This window comes from Lactiplantibacillus sp. 30.2.29, from assembly GCF_018991255.1.
Taxonomy (GTDB): domain Bacteria; phylum Bacillota; class Bacilli; order Lactobacillales; family Lactobacillaceae; genus Lactiplantibacillus; species Lactiplantibacillus pentosus.
This window is the reverse complement of record NZ_JAGYGU010000016.1, coordinates 1-15,505: the sequence shown is the minus strand read 5'-3', so window position 1 is coordinate 15,505 and position 15,505 is coordinate 1. Positions and strand designations below refer to the sequence as shown.

Below are 15,505 nucleotides of genomic sequence, written 5' to 3'. Positions count from 1 at the left end.
ATTCTCTGATAATCTGACTACACCCTTATTTTCATCAATTTAATTGTAATTGTCAATTATGACTGCGGGGTATTTTCTTTCAGGACGCGCGCCGGATTACCCACGACGATGACGTTGTCTGGAAATGAGTGCGTCACGACCGCGCCAGCGCCGACGATCACGTTATTGCCTAGCGTGACGCCTGGTAAAATCACCGCGCTACCGCCAATCCAAACATCGTTGCCAATCGTAATCGGCGCCGTCCGTTCAGCTTCCGTCCGCCGCACAGTCGGATCTAGTGGATGGGCTGGCGTGTACAAGCCTACTTTGGGGCCAAACTTGCAATCATTGCCAATCGTGATCAGGCCTTCATCACATAATGTGACCCCATGATTGGCGTAAAAATGGTTTCCAATGCGAATGTTGACACCGTAGCTAAATTCAAACGTTGGTTCGACAAAGAAACGGTCACCGGCTGAGCGTAACAGACTTTTGACTTTGGTATTACGTTCATCATTATCGGCAATCTGGTTATATTGCATTAGCTTGGTTCGAACGTTTCGCCGCAGCTGCTGGAGGAGCGGTGATTCCAAGTACAGTTCGCCATTAATCATTTGTTGGTACGCTGAATCATTATCGATTTCCATGTTTAACTTCCTTTAAATTATGATAACTTAAGCATACCACACTGCCAAAATTTGCTGTATGATGGTTTCAATAAACCTATTGAAAGTAGTGGTTCCATGCAGTATGCAATTTTTGATCTCGACAATACCATTCTTGATTTTGACCGCGCCGAAACGGCCAGTTTGACTGCCGTCTTTCAGAATCACGGTGTGCCTAATATTCCACAAGCCGAAGACGATTATCAAGCCTACAACGAAACCATCTGGCGTCAAATCGAACAAGGCGGACCGCGAGATACCTTACTAGACCAGCGTTTTGAAGTCTTCTTAGCGACCCTTGGCATTACCGTCGATGGTCCGAGCGTCCAACAAGAATATGACCAATTGCTGGCCCATAGTTACCAAGTGATTCCGGGCGCACGTGACCTGTTGCACACGCTGAAGGATGCCGGCATGACCTTGCTAGTGGGCACCAATGGCATCAAGCATACTCAGCTCAGTCGTTTGGCAGGGGCCCACATGACCCCTTATTTTGACCACATCTTCATCTCTGAGAGTGTCGGCTATGCCAAACCAAGCCCTCACTTTTTCCAGGCGATTCACGCACAGTATCCTGAAATGACGACCACCAATACGGTCATGGTCGGTGATAGCCTGCGCTCTGATATTGCAGGTGCGGCCAACGTTCAACTGCCGAGCGTGTGGTATAACCCACAGCACTTGCCCAATGAGTCAGCCATTAAACCAACTTATACTGTGGATAACTTTACACAGCTACAAAAACTGTTATTAACCGCTTAACCACCGTTAACGATTGTCAGTGCGACTATTGACCGGCCATCGTCATTTTGGTTCATGAACCTAGTCATCACTGACGGTGAATCTCAAACATGCCTTCAGAAATCCATATTGCCGGTTTCTGAGGGCTTTTTTGTGCTGAGATTCAGTTGGTCACTGTCCCCGATATGCAGGCGTTAGCTGATTTTAGAAATACAGGTACTACTAAACCTAAATCAATTTTTGCCTTAGAGGCTTGAACTTAATACTTGCAACTGCCAGCAGCATAATGACGATCAGTACAATCCCCATTCTGACCACAAAGTAAGTATCAATCGCATGGTTAACCAGGTTTCGCGGCATTAACAACAAGGTCGGCGACCAAGACTTGAAGCCATTGGTACCATTCAATATTCCGGCAACTAAGACCAACACTTCAATCGTAATTGCTGACAAAAATGGCGATGACCACCAAATACCAATCACTGCACCGACAATAACCAACGCCACGATAACGACCATATTTAAAGCTAGAAGGGCCAAGGCATTCCAAACGTCGAGTTTGCCATCAAATAATACGTACGTCATATAAAACGCACATGCCCCACCGATTGCCATTGATACGGCAGTAACAGCGACCCCCATCATCACTCTCGGCATAAAAATCTGTCCAGCCGACTGTGCACGAGTCGTGTAAAATAACGCCAGCGATTTGTTCTTCCCGAGATAACATTTTGACGCCACCAAAAATACCAAGATGAATAACACCAATTGTTCAACATTTTTAAAATAGGCTAATAGAACCACTGGCCAAGTTGGGGCCGACATAATGATTTTGGCGGAATCACCACCAAACTGTTTGAGAATTTCATCAGCAAAATACGCAGATAACGGTGCGATTATTCCAGACACCGCACAAATAATGAACGCAACAACGAAACTTTTACTGCGATACCATCTTAAGACCTCCAACTTCATTCTTTCCCCTCCCGTTGCAACACCGCATCTTCAAACGACCTTTCCAACGTCATTTCGTGCCTGCCTAGGTATCTGATCTGAGTGGCCATTGGTATCATCAGTTGTAAAATTTTAGATAGTTGGTCGTCTGGAAAAACGACCTGCTGATTTTGACCATCCCACTGAACCTCAGCCCCCTTATGACTGAGATAATTGAGTGTTGCCTCACCAGCTTCAATGTCTCGAAGCGCTAATGTTGCCATGTGATCATTCACCGTTATGAAATCTGCTGCTGGCCCTTCATAAATCAACTGTCCCTTGTTCAACACAATTAGCGACGTTGCGATTTTTTGAATGTCGCTCAAGATATGACTTGAGATGATAACTGTTAGTCTGCGAGAAACTTCTGTGATGATTTTTAAAATGTCGGCTCGTCCAAACGGATCCAGTGCACTGGTTGGCTCATCCAACAATAACAACTGTGGTTCTAACACCAATGCAGCCGCAATTCCCAATCGTTGCTTCATACCACGCGAGAAATTCCCGGCTATTCGGTAACGATGTTCAAACAGTCCCACCTGTTCTAAAGTCTGCGTAATTTTAGCGGCATTGACGTCTTTTCCAGCCAATCGCAAAGATTGTTGCATAATTTCAAACGCACTCAGATATGGATCGAATTCGGGCGTATCTGGACAATAGGCAATGTGTGCCGTTTCAGCAACGACAGTCCCTTCAAAAAGGCCAATCTGCCCAATAAATGTATTGAGAAGTGTCGTTTTTCCAGCCCCATTCGGTCCAATTAAGCCAATCACACCAGTAGATTGTTCAATTGAAACGTTGATATGATCGAGCGCCAGAAAATCTTTGAATTTGACAGTTAAATCTGTGGTTTCAACGATTTTTTTCACGCTTTTCACCTTCTAGTTGACGTCCTAACACATAATAAAGTAACCCGCCGAGCGGTACTGAAAGGCAAATGACAAGGCCCCACACTAGCTTAGGCACATATTTGGTTGTCTTGATAACATGCGTTAAATCGTACAAAAAGTAACCGATATAAATCAGGTAAATTAGAATTAATGGAACTAGGATTTCGTAAATCATCAGGTTCCTCCTCAGTTTTCAAAATTAATCTGGTGACCTAAATTTTCATAATTCTGAATGCGCCGATTTTTCGGCCTTTCAGCAGTGCTACCTAATTTGTCTTTATGGGAATTGTTATACCCGAATGCGCACCATAACGACATTTGTTGAACAACGTACTTTGCACGTGCGACTTGGCACTGCCGCTATCTTCACAATCAGCGACGTTATTCGCAATCAACTCATCGTCTAAAATCGTTGCACATCGTACAAATCAGTCGTCAACCATTCTTCACCAGCGATATACTGATAGCATACAATAATTTTCAGAAAACTGACCATGAGGTTGTGTATGTTTAACATCTGACACAGATATGTGACATCGTCAGTATTTAGGAAGCCCCCGAATGGAACTTGGTGAGACTTTAGAATTCATTAGACGGAATAAAAACATTTCATTGAAAACGCTCTGTGGGACAACGCTCAGTCGGCAAAACTATTATCGAATTGTTCACGGACAGGTCAACACTTCCATTAATACGTTCAAATTCATTCTGGATCAACTCCACGTGAATTTCGACGAGTTCTATTTCATCAAGAACAACTTTCGCCAAGACAAAATTTTTGCTGATATGAACAAAGTCAAAATTTTTTTTGACAAGGGTGATCTAAAATCGCTGGATAAAATGATTGCCAAATACCTAGAACTCAAACAGATTAACCAATCCTATCTTCATATGTACTGTCTGATTAATGTTTTAAAGCATAAATTAAGCAATCATGCCAGCGGTCCTTGTGAGGCACTACTTCGTGATTACCTCACCAATGTTGAAACATGGACGCACTACGAAACCGTCCTTTTTAACAATTGTATGTTCATTTTTTCAACCGAATTCATCGATGTCACACTCTCAAAGTCCTTGCACAATCTAAGTATGTATTCCACACTGAGAAAATATGGCAACGAGTCATTTCGAATGCTGACCAACGTTTTGATTCTCTTCATAGAGCGTGAAGAGTTTGAACGGGCCACTTTTATTTTGAATAAGTTACACCAAAATAGGCTGACTGACGATTTACTGTTTGAAAAAGCCTGCTTAGAGTTTTTTGAAAACGCCATGCTGTTGGTGACCGGGGAAACGACAAGTGATGCGGAATGTCAACGGATCATCAATCTTTTTCGCGAGTTAGGTAGTGATGGCTTAGCGGTTATTTTTGAACGATACTTGCAGAAAGTCCGTCAATAAAATGTTAACGAACGGCTCCTTCATCCAGATATATGCCGGTTGTTCTAGTGAAGGAACCGTTTGTTTTTTCGAGACGTGGTCTAATTTCTACGGTATAAAATCATGATAGCCATCAATTTCACTCAACATCCCACTGGATATAACCGCGCCTCAGCACCCGTCACCAAAAAATCAGACGCCAAAAACGGCACGATTCCCACAAACTGGAATCATGCCGTTTTAACAATCCAACTGGGCGTTAGCTGATTCTCATCAACATCCAAGCCCTATTCATCAATCTGAACAAAATGCGTATTACCGAGGCCGCCACCGACTTGCATCACACTACCGCCATGGCGGAGTTTACCGAGATTGACCGGTCGAAAGTTCAATGGCCGCACGAGCGCCGCGAATTCCTTCTTGGCAGCCACGTCATCACCCGCGTAGAACAAGACTCGCTTGCCAGGACCATCGACATGGCCGTCCATAAATTCTGGTGGCAGCGTGTTAAACGCCTTGATCACACGGGCATTATTAGCAGCCCGCGCTACCACTTCGCTCCCGGTAAACGGTGCCGTCTTGATTTTCTTGAAATCAGCCGTAAACTGGTTGGTTGCATCGATAACGATGCGCTGATCATAGTCAGCAACCTGTCCTAATACCGTTGGTGCTTGCTCAAATGGTACGGCGAGTATTACTACCGGTTGTTGCAACGCGGCTGCCACTTCTACGAAAGCAACGTTAGCCGGAAATTCTGCGCGCCGTGGGGCCAAACTAGCAGCACCACTGTGTCGGCTTAATTTGACTTGGTGATCACCCCGCGCGAACGTTTTAGCTAACACGCTGCCCACGGTTCCGGCACCGACAATTCCAATTTCCATGGATTTCACCACCCGTTCCTTCAATTTTGATTTGACGCAACACAATGACGTCGTTGATTCTGCCACATGCAGTCAAATCAGCTTATCTCAATGATAGCGAAATCCTGATAGAAATGCACCCGATACGCGCCGATTAGATTTAGGCCTGCGCCTGCTGATACGCGGTTATGCCGGCTTTTAGCCGCTGGATACCATCCGTCAACGTACTTGTCGGGCAAGCCACGTTTAACCGTAAGAAACGGTCGCCATCCCCGCGGTAGACGCCCCCAGCGGACAAAAATAGTCCCGTTTGCTGGCGAATAAACGTCGCTAAGGCCGTACTATCCGTCGTGACCTGACTGACATCCAACCATAATAGGTAGGTGGCCTGCGCTTCAATTAACCGGACTTGCGGTAATTCAGTCGTCAGGAACGTCTGGACTTGGCGCTGATTAGCCGCTAGTTTCGTTCGCAACGCATGCAGCCAGTCGTGGCCCTCGGTGTAGGCCGCAATGCTAGCGGGAATTGCAAACGAATTCGGCTCTGCCAGCTCATCGTTATTAATGCCGCGACTCACTAACGTCCGCACGTGGTCGTCCGGAATAATCAAGGTCGCCGCGTGCAATGCCGCCACGTTGAACGTCTTACTTGGTGACACGCAGCTGATACTGTTATGCGCAACTGGCTCAGTCAGCGATGCAAATGGCGTGTAATCATTGCCGTTGAGCGTTAAGTCACAGTGAATCTCATCCGCGACGACCAGCACATGATACTTCAGGCAAAGTTCCCCAATCCGTTGCAGGGTCTCCCGTGACCACACGATACCGATCGGATTTTGCGGATTACAGATAATCATCATTGTCGTCAGTGGATCAGCTAGCTTCGCCGTCAAATCAGCCCAATCAATCGCATACTGGTCATCCTGGCTAACGAGGTCACTGCTCAAGGTGTGCCGACCGTTATTTTCAATCGAATGATAAAAAATATTATAAACGGGAGCCTGCACCAACACGTTATCCCCGACCGCCGTCATTTTACGAACGATCGATGAAATTGCCGGCACAACACCGGTACAGAACATCAACCAGTCGACTTGGGGCCGGAAATGGTGTTCAGTGGCCCACCAGTCAGCCACGGCCTGATAATAGGCCGTGGGGACTTCTTCGTAACCGAAGACGCCGAATTGCGCACGTTTAGTCAACGCCGCTTGAATCGCCGGCGCGGTCTGAAAATCCATGTCCGCCACCCACATTGGGAGTTCATTATCGGCGACGTCCCACTTGACCGAATTAGTGTGGCGCCGATCAAGTATAGTCTCAAAATCAAACGGCATGCGGTGCACGGCTTTCTTGTTCAACGCTAATCAGCGTCTGATGCGGGTCGATTTCGGCATCGTCCATGATGATTTGACCGATGGCTTGCGCATGAATACGGCCACTAATTGGATTCTTCACGCTATCAATGCTGGAAACGATGTCCGCATCGATATCCCGACAATATTCAAACGCTAAGTCGGTATTGAGCAACGTACAGTTCTCCAGCTTGACGTTGTCCATGTAGCATAGGCCCTGGTCGCTTTCAATCGTACAGTTGACGAAGCGAACGTTCTTAGAATTCCAGCCCAGATATTCACCAATAATTTGTGAATCGTAGACCGTCACATTTTCGCAGTTCCAGAGCGCATCCTTGGTCATCAACGTGGCGTTGTGGATTTCAACATTCTTAGCGCCGTCAAACGCATAGTTACCGACCAAATTGAAGCCGTCGACTCGAATATTCTGACTATTCATACCGAAGTAATCCCCGGCTGCTTGCACATCCGTCAAGGTGATATCCTGACAGTTCCACAAGGTTTCTTCCGCATCAGAGAAATGAACGTGCGCTAACTTGATTTGGCTGGCCCGCCGAAAAAGCTTAGGCGCCTGTAGCGTACTGTTCGTAATCGTGATATCTTTGGTATACCAGATGCCAGAACGAGACATCGTTTCAAATAATCCGCGGTCGACCGTCACGTGCTCGCTATACCACAATGGATATTTCCACTTAAAAATGGGTTGATTCAGCTGAATATTGTGACTTTCCTTTAACGGCGATTCACCGTCCGCGAACGTCGTATTGTTAATTTCGAGGTCGCGAGCTTTGAATAACGCCCGTTCACCCGTCAAATAGTCTTGATTAATTGTTTTCACTTAAACTAGCGCTCCTTTGTTATCAATCAGTGTCACTTGTCTAACTTATTAACCAGCCTCAGAGGTCAAGTAGTCAGGTCAGCTCGTTCTATTACCACACGTCATTGGGTAACGCAATGACAACGGTACTTGCAGCACCTATTAATCAGTCTAAGACTTCAAGTTAACTTTAAGTCAAGCAACTTGTGCCATCGTCACGTGCATTTTGGCAAAACAGTACCACCGAAACGTCGTCCCAGACGACCGCTCAAAGTCTCCATCAGCAACGCCCAGCACTACTGACCCGAATACTGATTCCAATTATGTTCGCGCGAGCGATTATCCGCCATCACGCCTTCCAAATCGTGAGGTTGATACGGTTCTTCTAAGTAACGCACTTCAGCTGGCGTCAACTGGAGGTCCGCTGCTTCTGCCACCGCGTCTAAATGGTGCGGTTTGGTTGCACCAATGATGGGGGCCGTGACGCGTTGTTGGAGCCAGGCCAAATTAATCGCGGCCATCGAGACGTGATGCCGCTGTGCCAGTTCTTCAACGCGTGCAATCACAGGTTTATCAATATCAACGGTCGCGCCATACTTCGTCTCAGAGAACGCATCTTGACGCCGCCGCGTCGTTTCAGTGCCAAACGGGTGCGCTAAGCGGCCACTCGCCAGCGGGCTATACGGCGTGGTTGCCAGCTGATTTTCGTGAGCGTAGGTAAATAGTTCACGCTCATCTTCGCGATAAATTAAATTATAGTGGCTCTGAATGGAAACAAATTGCGGGTAGTCATACTGCGCCGCGAACGCATTGATCTGTGCAATCTGCCAGGCATACGCATTTGAGATGCCCAGATAGCGGACCTTACCGGACTTGACGGCTTCGTTTAATCCAGCCATGATGTCGGCCATCGGTGTGAGCCAGTCCCAAATATGATAGACATACAAGTCAACGTAATCCGTCTGCAAGTTGGCCAAACTCTGGTCTAGCGAACGCAAGATGTGTTCACGGCCGCTAACATGGTCATTGATTTCTTGCGTCGTTCGATTAGTGAACTTGGTTGCGAGAATCACTTGATCACGGGAAAATTGTTGCAGCCCCCGCCCCAAGACACGTTCACTCGCACCTGCTTGATAAACCGGCGCGGTGTCAAAAAAGTTGATCCCTAAGTCAACCGCCCGTTGTAAGACTTGGTCGGCTTGTTGCTGACCGACTGCCCACGAGCGCTGGTTAATATCATCGCCACTTCCCGTACCAAAGCCCATGCAACCGAGTGCAATCGACGAAACTTGTAAATCTGACGTGCCCAATTGTCGATATTCCATCTGCGATAACTCCCTTCAACGTCTGCTGATAAGTCTATTTAACCGCGGTTATCGGCCGACGTAAAATGCTTTGTTCAAATAGTCAAGTATTACTAATCTGCATAGTCCACGTGAATCTAGTCATTTTAATAATTAATCCGAAGCCAAACGATTAGCGCGGGCAGTCGCAATTCAGAACGCAATCATCAACAAAGGCCCCACTTAGAAGTTTTTACTTCTGAGTGGGGCCTTCGTTTATGATGATTCACAGGACTTGCTGGTCAGGCTAGCATCTATTCGAAGGAACGGGATGATGTCGTCTAGCTTCAGAGGAAATTCCGTCCCTTACGTCAAATCCAGCCAATCCATATCTGGTCATTGCTATCAACGACCTACTTCAACTTGACCTTGACCTTCAACTGTTTTGGGCGTTGGTGGTGAGTCATCAACAGCCGCAACCCGACCTTCCACAAGGTACTCATGACCGTCATGATCACTAACCACGATACTTTTCGACGCATGCGCCATCACCTCGACTTATTTTGTCTCGAGCATACCACAATTAACTCGCGTGCGCAGAATTTTGCAGCTGAATCATATCGTAATAGTAGCCATGTTGTTGTAACAATTCATCATTGGTCCCGCGCTCCACGATTTGACCCTGGTTCAAGACTAAAATCAAGTCTGCGTTTTGGATCGTCGATAACCGGTGGGCAATCGCAATCGTCGTCCGATTTTCTTGAATCCGGTTCAAGCCAGTCTGAATCATTTCTTCCGTTTCGGTATCCACGTTGGCCGTGGCTTCGTCTAAAATCAGAATTTTAGGATCAGTCACGATCGTGCGGGCAAATGAAATCAGTTGTCGTTGACCAGAGGAATAACTCGCGCCCCGCTCAATCACGCGTGACTGGTAATTCTCCGGCAGGTCATTGATGAAATCATCCGCTTTCACGAAGCGTGCGGCAGCTTGAACTTGTTCGTCCGAAATCTGGTCATTGAACATGCGAATATTAGAATTGATATCGCCATAGAACATGAACGGCTCTTGCAACACTAGGCCCATCTTCTGTCGTAATTCTTCAGCCGGATACTCACGAATATCTCGGTCGTCGATCAATACTTCGCCGGATTGGAATTCGTAGAACCGCATCAACACATTGATCGTTGACGTTTTTCCACTCCCAGTCTGACCGACCAGCGCCACCGTTTGACCCGGCTCCGCGACAAACGACACGTCTTTTAATACCGGGTGTTGTCCATCATAGGCGAAGGTCACGTGTCGAAATTCAATCTTGCCACGCGTGATCTTGGCGGTGGGGTCAGCGTGTTGTGCTGGGGCAATCGTTGGATCATCCATGACTCGTAAGACCCGCGACCCGGCAACGACCCCGTCTTGAAAGTCCGACAGGTTATCCATCATCGACGTCATTGGGTTATAAAAGTTATTCAGGTACGTAATAAAGGCGTAGACCACCCCGGCAGCCACGTAACCGTTCAGGCCCCGTACCCCAAAGATACCAAGCACCATAACGGTTCCTAAGGCGTAAAACAAGTCAATGAGCGGACTCAACAACAGTGAATTGGTTCGAATCATTGCCTGCCGGGTTTTAAAATAAGCATCATTAGTCTGGTCAAATTCGCCGTTGATTCGGTGTTCTTGGCGGAATTGCTGAATCACGCTAATACCCGTAATCGCTTCACTCAGCTTCGTATTCAGCTCACTGAGCCGCTCCCGCATCCGCCGATAGACCCGCGAACTGTAGCGTTGGTAATACCAAATCGTCACAGCCAAAAATGGCATGAAGACGAGTAGCCACAGCGCAATCTGCGCATCCGTCAGATACATCGCGACAAATGATGAAATCACAGCGAAAAAGGCCGTAAATAGCGTGTTAAATAACGCCCAAAAGTTAGAAAATGACATCGTATCATTGGTCAGCCGCGATAGAATCGAGCCGCCCGGGACTTGGTCAAAGTAGCGCATTCCCATTCGGTGTAATTTGCTAAACATTTGGCGCCGGACGTTTTCTAGCATGTACTCCGCGCCCATGGTACTGCTGAAGTTCTGCACGAATTGCATCAGGGCACGAACGACCATACCGAAGAAATACAGGCCGGCAAAGTACCACATGATTGGTACCGTCGCATTGCCAGTCTTGAGGTAGTGGTCGATAAACGTCTGCAAGACCCGCGGCAAATAAATATTAACGACACTGATTAGTCCGGAAAAGACGATGGCTGCAATGAAAAACCATTTGAATGGCTTGGCATATGGCAACAGCCGCCGAATAACCGTGAGTTGTTCCTTAACGGGCATCGAACGTGCCCATACTGATTGACGTTGCGCCATTATTGCACCGCCCCTTCCACTTTAGTCTCCAATTGTTGTCGCTCAAACATCTGTTGGTACCAACCCTGCTGAGCCATCAATTGGGTATGAGTCCCGCGTTCGACCACGCGACCCGCATCTAAGACAATAATCTCATCGGCATTCATCACCGAACTCAACCGATGAGCGGCGATGATGGTCGTCTTATCCGCACGTTTGGCTTTTAAATTCGCCAAAATCTCCGCTTCAGTCTCAGCATCGACCGCCGATAACGCATCGTCCAAAATCAGTAATTCGGGGTTGATCAGTAACGCCCGCGCAATTGCCAATCGTTGCCGCTGTCCACCTGAAAGCGAGATGCCTTCTTCACCAACTTGGGTGTCATAACCAGCCGGCATGTTCGCAATCTGACCATTCAAATCACTCTTAGCAGCGACCGCTTCGACCACGTCCTGACTGACACTCGGGTCCGCGAACCGGATATTCTCCCGAATCGTATTCGAGAACAAAAAGCTGTCTTGCGGCACGTACCCGATGGCTGGCAAGTAACTATCTAGCGCGTATTGCTTAATATCATGCCCGCCATAGGTAATCTGACCATCATACTGGTCAAACTCCCGCAAAATCAATTTCATGATAGTTGATTTGCCAGCGCCGACCCGTCCGACGATTCCGAGGGTTTGGCCCGCCTTCAACTTAAAGTTGACGTCACGCAAACTAGTCCCGGCGTCATTCGGATAGTTGAACTGGGTGATTTGATACTGAATATCACCGTGGGGCCGCTGTTCAATGCCGCGTTTGGCATCCACAATCGCACTCTGTTGATTCAATAATTCCATGACCCGATCATATGAGGCGTTCCCCCGTTCCATCGTATTGAAGAGCATTCCGACCGCAAACATCGGCCAGACCATCATCCCTAGATAGGTGACGAACGAGACGAGATTTCCAATCGTAATAATGCCATGAGTCACGTACATGCCGCCGAGAATAATCGTCGCACCATACGATAGCGCGATAATCATCGTAATCGCAGGATCGAACAAGGAGTCGAGCACGTTGACGTGGCGATTGATTTTAATCGTCTCGTCAATTTGTTGATTAAAATCGGCCACGTCGGCTTGTTCCTGTCCTAACGCCTTGATGACTTTAATCCCACTGATACTTTCCTGAGCCTTATTGTTCAAACGAGAAAAGGCCGCTTGGGAGGCACGAAACGCCACGTGAATTTTTTTACCTAAATAACGTGACACGACCGCTAATAATGGGAAGGGAACGACCGCAATCAGTGTCAAACGCCAGTCGATCAGCGTCATCATCGCAATCAACGTCGTCCCACCCGTAATGATGGAGTCCGCAAATTGGAGAATCCCGCCACCAGCGACCCGTTCGACCGCCGTTAAGTCATTAGTCGCATGCGCCATGAGATCCCCGGTGCGATACTTCTGATAAAAGGTCGCGTCCATCTTCATAAAATGCCAAAAGAGGCGTTCCCGCAGCGTTCGTTCCAGGCCCGCCGCACCACCCCAGATGGCATTACGCCAAAGATAGCGCGCTAAGTATTGACCAATGGCGGCCGCCCCAATGATGCTCAGATAAATCATTAAGGACCGCGCTGTTAAGTGGCGTTGGTTGATGCCATCCACCACATCCCCGATAATTCGCGGTGGAATAATGCCAATAATTGCTGTTAAGACTAGCCCGAGCACGCCCGCTGAATACAACTTCCATTCGCGCCGGAAATACCAGCCTAGTTTGATAAATATGCTCACACCGCACCTCCTAAATTTTAATTAAAATTTAATGAAACAACATTTTATAATACCATACTTAACCAAATCGCTTTAATGATAAGTTCCAATATCAAGGCAAAGTGATTGCGCCGCTGTGAAAATAAGCTTAAACTAGTAACGTTAACGGGACGGTCCAGGCGATCGTCCTTTTATATGGTCAAATTCCACCGTCGCGCAGCACATTGACGGCACTCGCAGGCGGTGGATCATTGGGCGCCATTCGGTGATGGTCAGCGGCAGTTATGCGGACATTTCGACCGAATATCGCGCCCATCGGCCATCACCGGCATGACTGGTCAAGTCACGTGAGTACTTACTTAACAGGCTTGACTGCACGTCCGATTGGGCTTGGTGAGCTGTCCAAAATACGCCAATTATCGATTAAGGAGTGTTTAATTGTGTCTGAACCAAGTACCGTTACTTTAAAAACAAAGCTCGCCATCCTATCCGTTGGCCTGCTCTCATTTGTCGGTATCCTCGTGGAAACTTCCATGAACGTGACGTTTCCCACGTTGATCAAAACGATGGGCGTCTCGCTCGATACCGTTCAGTGGTTGACGACCGGCTACTTATTATTGACCACCATCGTCATGAGTACCACCGCATATGTGTTGAAACGCTTCAACCCGAAGCCCCTCTTCTTATTTGCCGCCCTCGTTTGTCTTCTCGGCGGGATTCTCTGCTGGATTGCCCCCAGCTTTCCGGTGTTATTGACCGGTCGGCTCTTACAAGCAATTGCGACGGGGATCTCGATTCCACTGATGTTTCAGCTGATTTTTACTAACGTCCCGCGGAGCAAGCTCGGGACTTACACGGGGATGGCGAGTGTCATCGTGTCGCTAGCCCCGGCGTTAGGACCGACTTACGGTGGTGTCCTGACGAGCATCTGGTCGTGGCGCGCCATTTTCGTGGGCATCGTCCCGATTTTAGCGTTACTGGCCATTCTTGGCGCCATCAATATTTCCGGTCAGGCGCTCGGTGTTGGGGACAAGAAGTTCGATTTTCTCGGTGCCTTCCTCTTAGCCGTGGCGTTCACCAGTCTGTTATTTACATTTAATAACGCCGGAACGCACGGTTGGTTGTCACTGAACTTTGGTGGCTGGTGCCTCTGGAGCATCGTGATGATTGCCATCATGGTCACTTACGCACTCAAGGGGCGTCGTAAGCTGATCGATTATTCGATTTTAAAACTGCCTGTATTACGTCTCCGCCTGTTCAACTACTTCGGCCTGCAATTTATCAACATCGGCTTATCATTTGTCCTACCACTATTCGCCCAAACGGTGCTTGGCGCCTCGGCGATGATGGCTGGCTTGATGATGTTGCCCGGTGCCATCGTGGGGGCCATCACCGGTCCAATTGCGGGTAAGATTTATGACAAGCAAGGTCCGACGATGCTGTTGACCTTCAGTGCAATCATGGCCAGTGTCGCTCTCATCCTATTCTGGTTGACCACCGACCACTTCACCGTCGTCTTGATTGCCTCAATTTATGCGCTGCTCCGAATCGGCTTTAACACCGGCTTTGGGACCGCAATTTCAGATGGAAGTACCCGCGTGCCGTTACCGCAAAAGTCAGACCAGAACTCTATGTTCAGTATGATGCAACAGTATGCTGGCTCAATCGGGACCAGTATTATGTCCGCCGTAATTTCCGGCTATGAAATTCATCATACGACGGTCACTGGTACGGTGATGGGTAGCAAGTTGGATTTCATCCTGTTATTCATCTTGGCTATCGCCATTTTAGCCAGCGTCTTGCGCGTCAAGCGGTTGGAAGCAGCCCAACATTAACACGAACCGGTCAGATAAAATTACTAATAATACGACACAAAAGCCCAGGTTATTCGCTGACCTGGGCTTTACGTTGTATGAATTTTGATTGGTTGAGTCTTATCGGAAAGGCTATAGAAACGGCCCAAATGTAAAATGAGTGGCAATCAAACCATGTCCAATATTCAAGTTGCGCAGCTCTTTTTGACTGAGTGATTTTAGCTTGTCGTGGATAAAACCATGCAGCATTCGGTTTTTCGGCGGCAATCCCATCGGAACGATACAATCCTTTTGACAAGTCAAATAGATATCAGTAGCAGCCTTGATGACGCTTTTGCCATTGCTTAAATCCGTTGCTGCCTTGAGCAAACACTTTTTATATCCACTAGGCTGATTCTCTAGATTTTCGGCATAAGCCTGATCAATCAACTGGAAAAAATATTCTGCCTCTTCATCCATAAGCCCCACCACGTTTCTGTTCAGTTCAATCCGATTCTGATTCCCCATCGTTACGACTAGGCCAACCTCTGGCAATTCGGCCTCTTCGTAACTTGGATTTGTTATCCGTCATCTCGAAGTAATTGATATTGAAATCGTACCGCGCAATTTTCAAATAGCAATTACTTTGGGG

15 protein-coding genes are annotated in these 15,505 nt (G+C 47.6%); 3 read left to right on the top strand and 12 right to left on the bottom strand.

What is annotated here, in order from left to right:
* Positions 1 to 56: 56 nt before the first annotated feature.
* Positions 57 to 626, bottom strand: coding sequence for a sugar O-acetyltransferase (locus tag KGF65_RS10080; protein WP_101872965.1), 570 nt, complete (start codon positions 624 to 626; stop codon positions 57 to 59).
* 96 nt (positions 627 to 722) lie between these two features.
* On the opposite strand from KGF65_RS10080, the gene KGF65_RS10075 reads away from it, so the two are divergent.
* Positions 723 to 1,406 carry a YjjG family noncanonical pyrimidine nucleotidase gene (locus KGF65_RS10075; protein ID WP_216748416.1) on the top strand — a complete coding sequence of 228 codons (684 nt, stop codon included), beginning with the start codon at positions 723 to 725 and terminating at the stop codon, positions 1,404 to 1,406.
* Positions 1,407 to 1,613: 207 nt separating this feature from the next.
* On the opposite strand, the gene KGF65_RS10070 is transcribed toward KGF65_RS10075, so the two are convergent.
* The 3 genes from KGF65_RS10070 to KGF65_RS10060 are packed head-to-tail and all read right to left on the bottom strand — an operon-like array spanning position 1,614 to position 3,443.
* Positions 1,614 to 2,360, bottom strand: a complete 747-nt coding sequence (locus KGF65_RS10070) for a hypothetical protein (RefSeq protein ID WP_213472696.1) — start codon at positions 2,358 to 2,360, stop codon at positions 1,614 to 1,616.
* A complete protein-coding gene (locus KGF65_RS10065) occupies positions 2,357 to 3,247 on the bottom strand; it encodes an ABC transporter ATP-binding protein (protein ID WP_158296970.1) in 891 nt (296 codons plus the stop codon). The genes KGF65_RS10070 and KGF65_RS10065 overlap by 4 nt, the downstream gene beginning before the upstream one ends.
* Positions 3,231 to 3,443, bottom strand: a complete 213-nt coding sequence (locus tag KGF65_RS10060; protein ID WP_050340287.1) for a hypothetical protein — start codon at positions 3,441 to 3,443, stop codon at positions 3,231 to 3,233. The genes KGF65_RS10065 and KGF65_RS10060 overlap by 17 nt, the downstream gene beginning before the upstream one ends.
* A 386-nt stretch (positions 3,444 to 3,829) precedes the next feature.
* On the opposite strand from KGF65_RS10060, the gene KGF65_RS10055 reads away from it, so the two are divergent.
* Positions 3,830 to 4,669, top strand: coding sequence for a helix-turn-helix domain-containing protein (locus tag KGF65_RS10055; protein WP_065674855.1), 840 nt, complete (start codon positions 3,830 to 3,832; stop codon positions 4,667 to 4,669).
* A gap of 266 nt (positions 4,670 to 4,935) precedes the next feature.
* On the opposite strand, the gene KGF65_RS10050 is transcribed toward KGF65_RS10055, so the two are convergent.
* The 7 genes from KGF65_RS10050 to KGF65_RS10025 all read right to left on the bottom strand — a co-directional run bounded on the left by KGF65_RS10050 (position 4,936) and on the right by KGF65_RS10025 (position 13,081).
* Complete coding sequence (locus KGF65_RS10050) at positions 4,936 to 5,529, bottom strand: NADPH-dependent F420 reductase (RefSeq protein ID WP_050340285.1); 594 nt, start codon at positions 5,527 to 5,529, stop codon at positions 4,936 to 4,938.
* A 139-nt stretch (positions 5,530 to 5,668) separates the two neighbouring features.
* Entirely contained in the window at positions 5,669 to 6,841 is a 1,173-nt protein-coding gene (locus KGF65_RS10045; RefSeq protein WP_101872961.1) for a MalY/PatB family protein, read from the bottom strand.
* Entirely contained in the window at positions 6,831 to 7,697 is an 867-nt protein-coding gene (locus KGF65_RS10040; RefSeq protein WP_088770812.1) for a DUF3737 family protein, read from the bottom strand. Before KGF65_RS10040 ends, KGF65_RS10045 begins: the two co-directional genes overlap by 11 nt.
* Positions 7,698 to 7,972: 275 nt before the next feature.
* A complete protein-coding gene (locus tag KGF65_RS10035) occupies positions 7,973 to 9,001 on the bottom strand; it encodes an aldo/keto reductase (RefSeq protein ID WP_105924429.1) in 1,029 nt (342 codons plus the stop codon).
* A 371-nt stretch (positions 9,002 to 9,372) separates the two neighbouring features.
* Positions 9,373 to 9,501, bottom strand: a complete 129-nt coding sequence (locus KGF65_RS17285; RefSeq protein ID WP_021337072.1) for a hypothetical protein — start codon at positions 9,499 to 9,501, stop codon at positions 9,373 to 9,375.
* Positions 9,502 to 9,542: 41 nt separating this feature from the next.
* Positions 9,543 to 11,330 carry an ABC transporter ATP-binding protein gene (locus KGF65_RS10030; protein WP_056952938.1) on the bottom strand — a complete coding sequence of 596 codons (1,788 nt, stop codon included), beginning with the start codon at positions 11,328 to 11,330 and terminating at the stop codon, positions 9,543 to 9,545.
* A complete protein-coding gene (locus KGF65_RS10025) occupies positions 11,330 to 13,081 on the bottom strand; it encodes an ABC transporter transmembrane domain-containing protein (RefSeq protein ID WP_216748415.1) in 1,752 nt (583 codons plus the stop codon). Before KGF65_RS10025 ends, KGF65_RS10030 begins: the two co-directional genes overlap by 1 nt.
* Positions 13,082 to 13,500: 419 nt before the next feature.
* Between KGF65_RS10025 and KGF65_RS10020 the strand changes: the two genes are divergently transcribed.
* Positions 13,501 to 14,895, top strand: a complete 1,395-nt coding sequence (locus KGF65_RS10020) for an MFS transporter (RefSeq protein WP_101872959.1) — start codon at positions 13,501 to 13,503, stop codon at positions 14,893 to 14,895.
* A 111-nt stretch (positions 14,896 to 15,006) separates the two neighbouring features.
* On the opposite strand, the gene KGF65_RS10015 is transcribed toward KGF65_RS10020, so the two are convergent.
* Positions 15,007 to 15,333, bottom strand: a complete 327-nt coding sequence (locus tag KGF65_RS10015) for a bacteriocin immunity protein (RefSeq protein ID WP_133305798.1) — start codon at positions 15,331 to 15,333, stop codon at positions 15,007 to 15,009.
* Positions 15,334 to 15,505 lie beyond the last annotated feature (172 nt).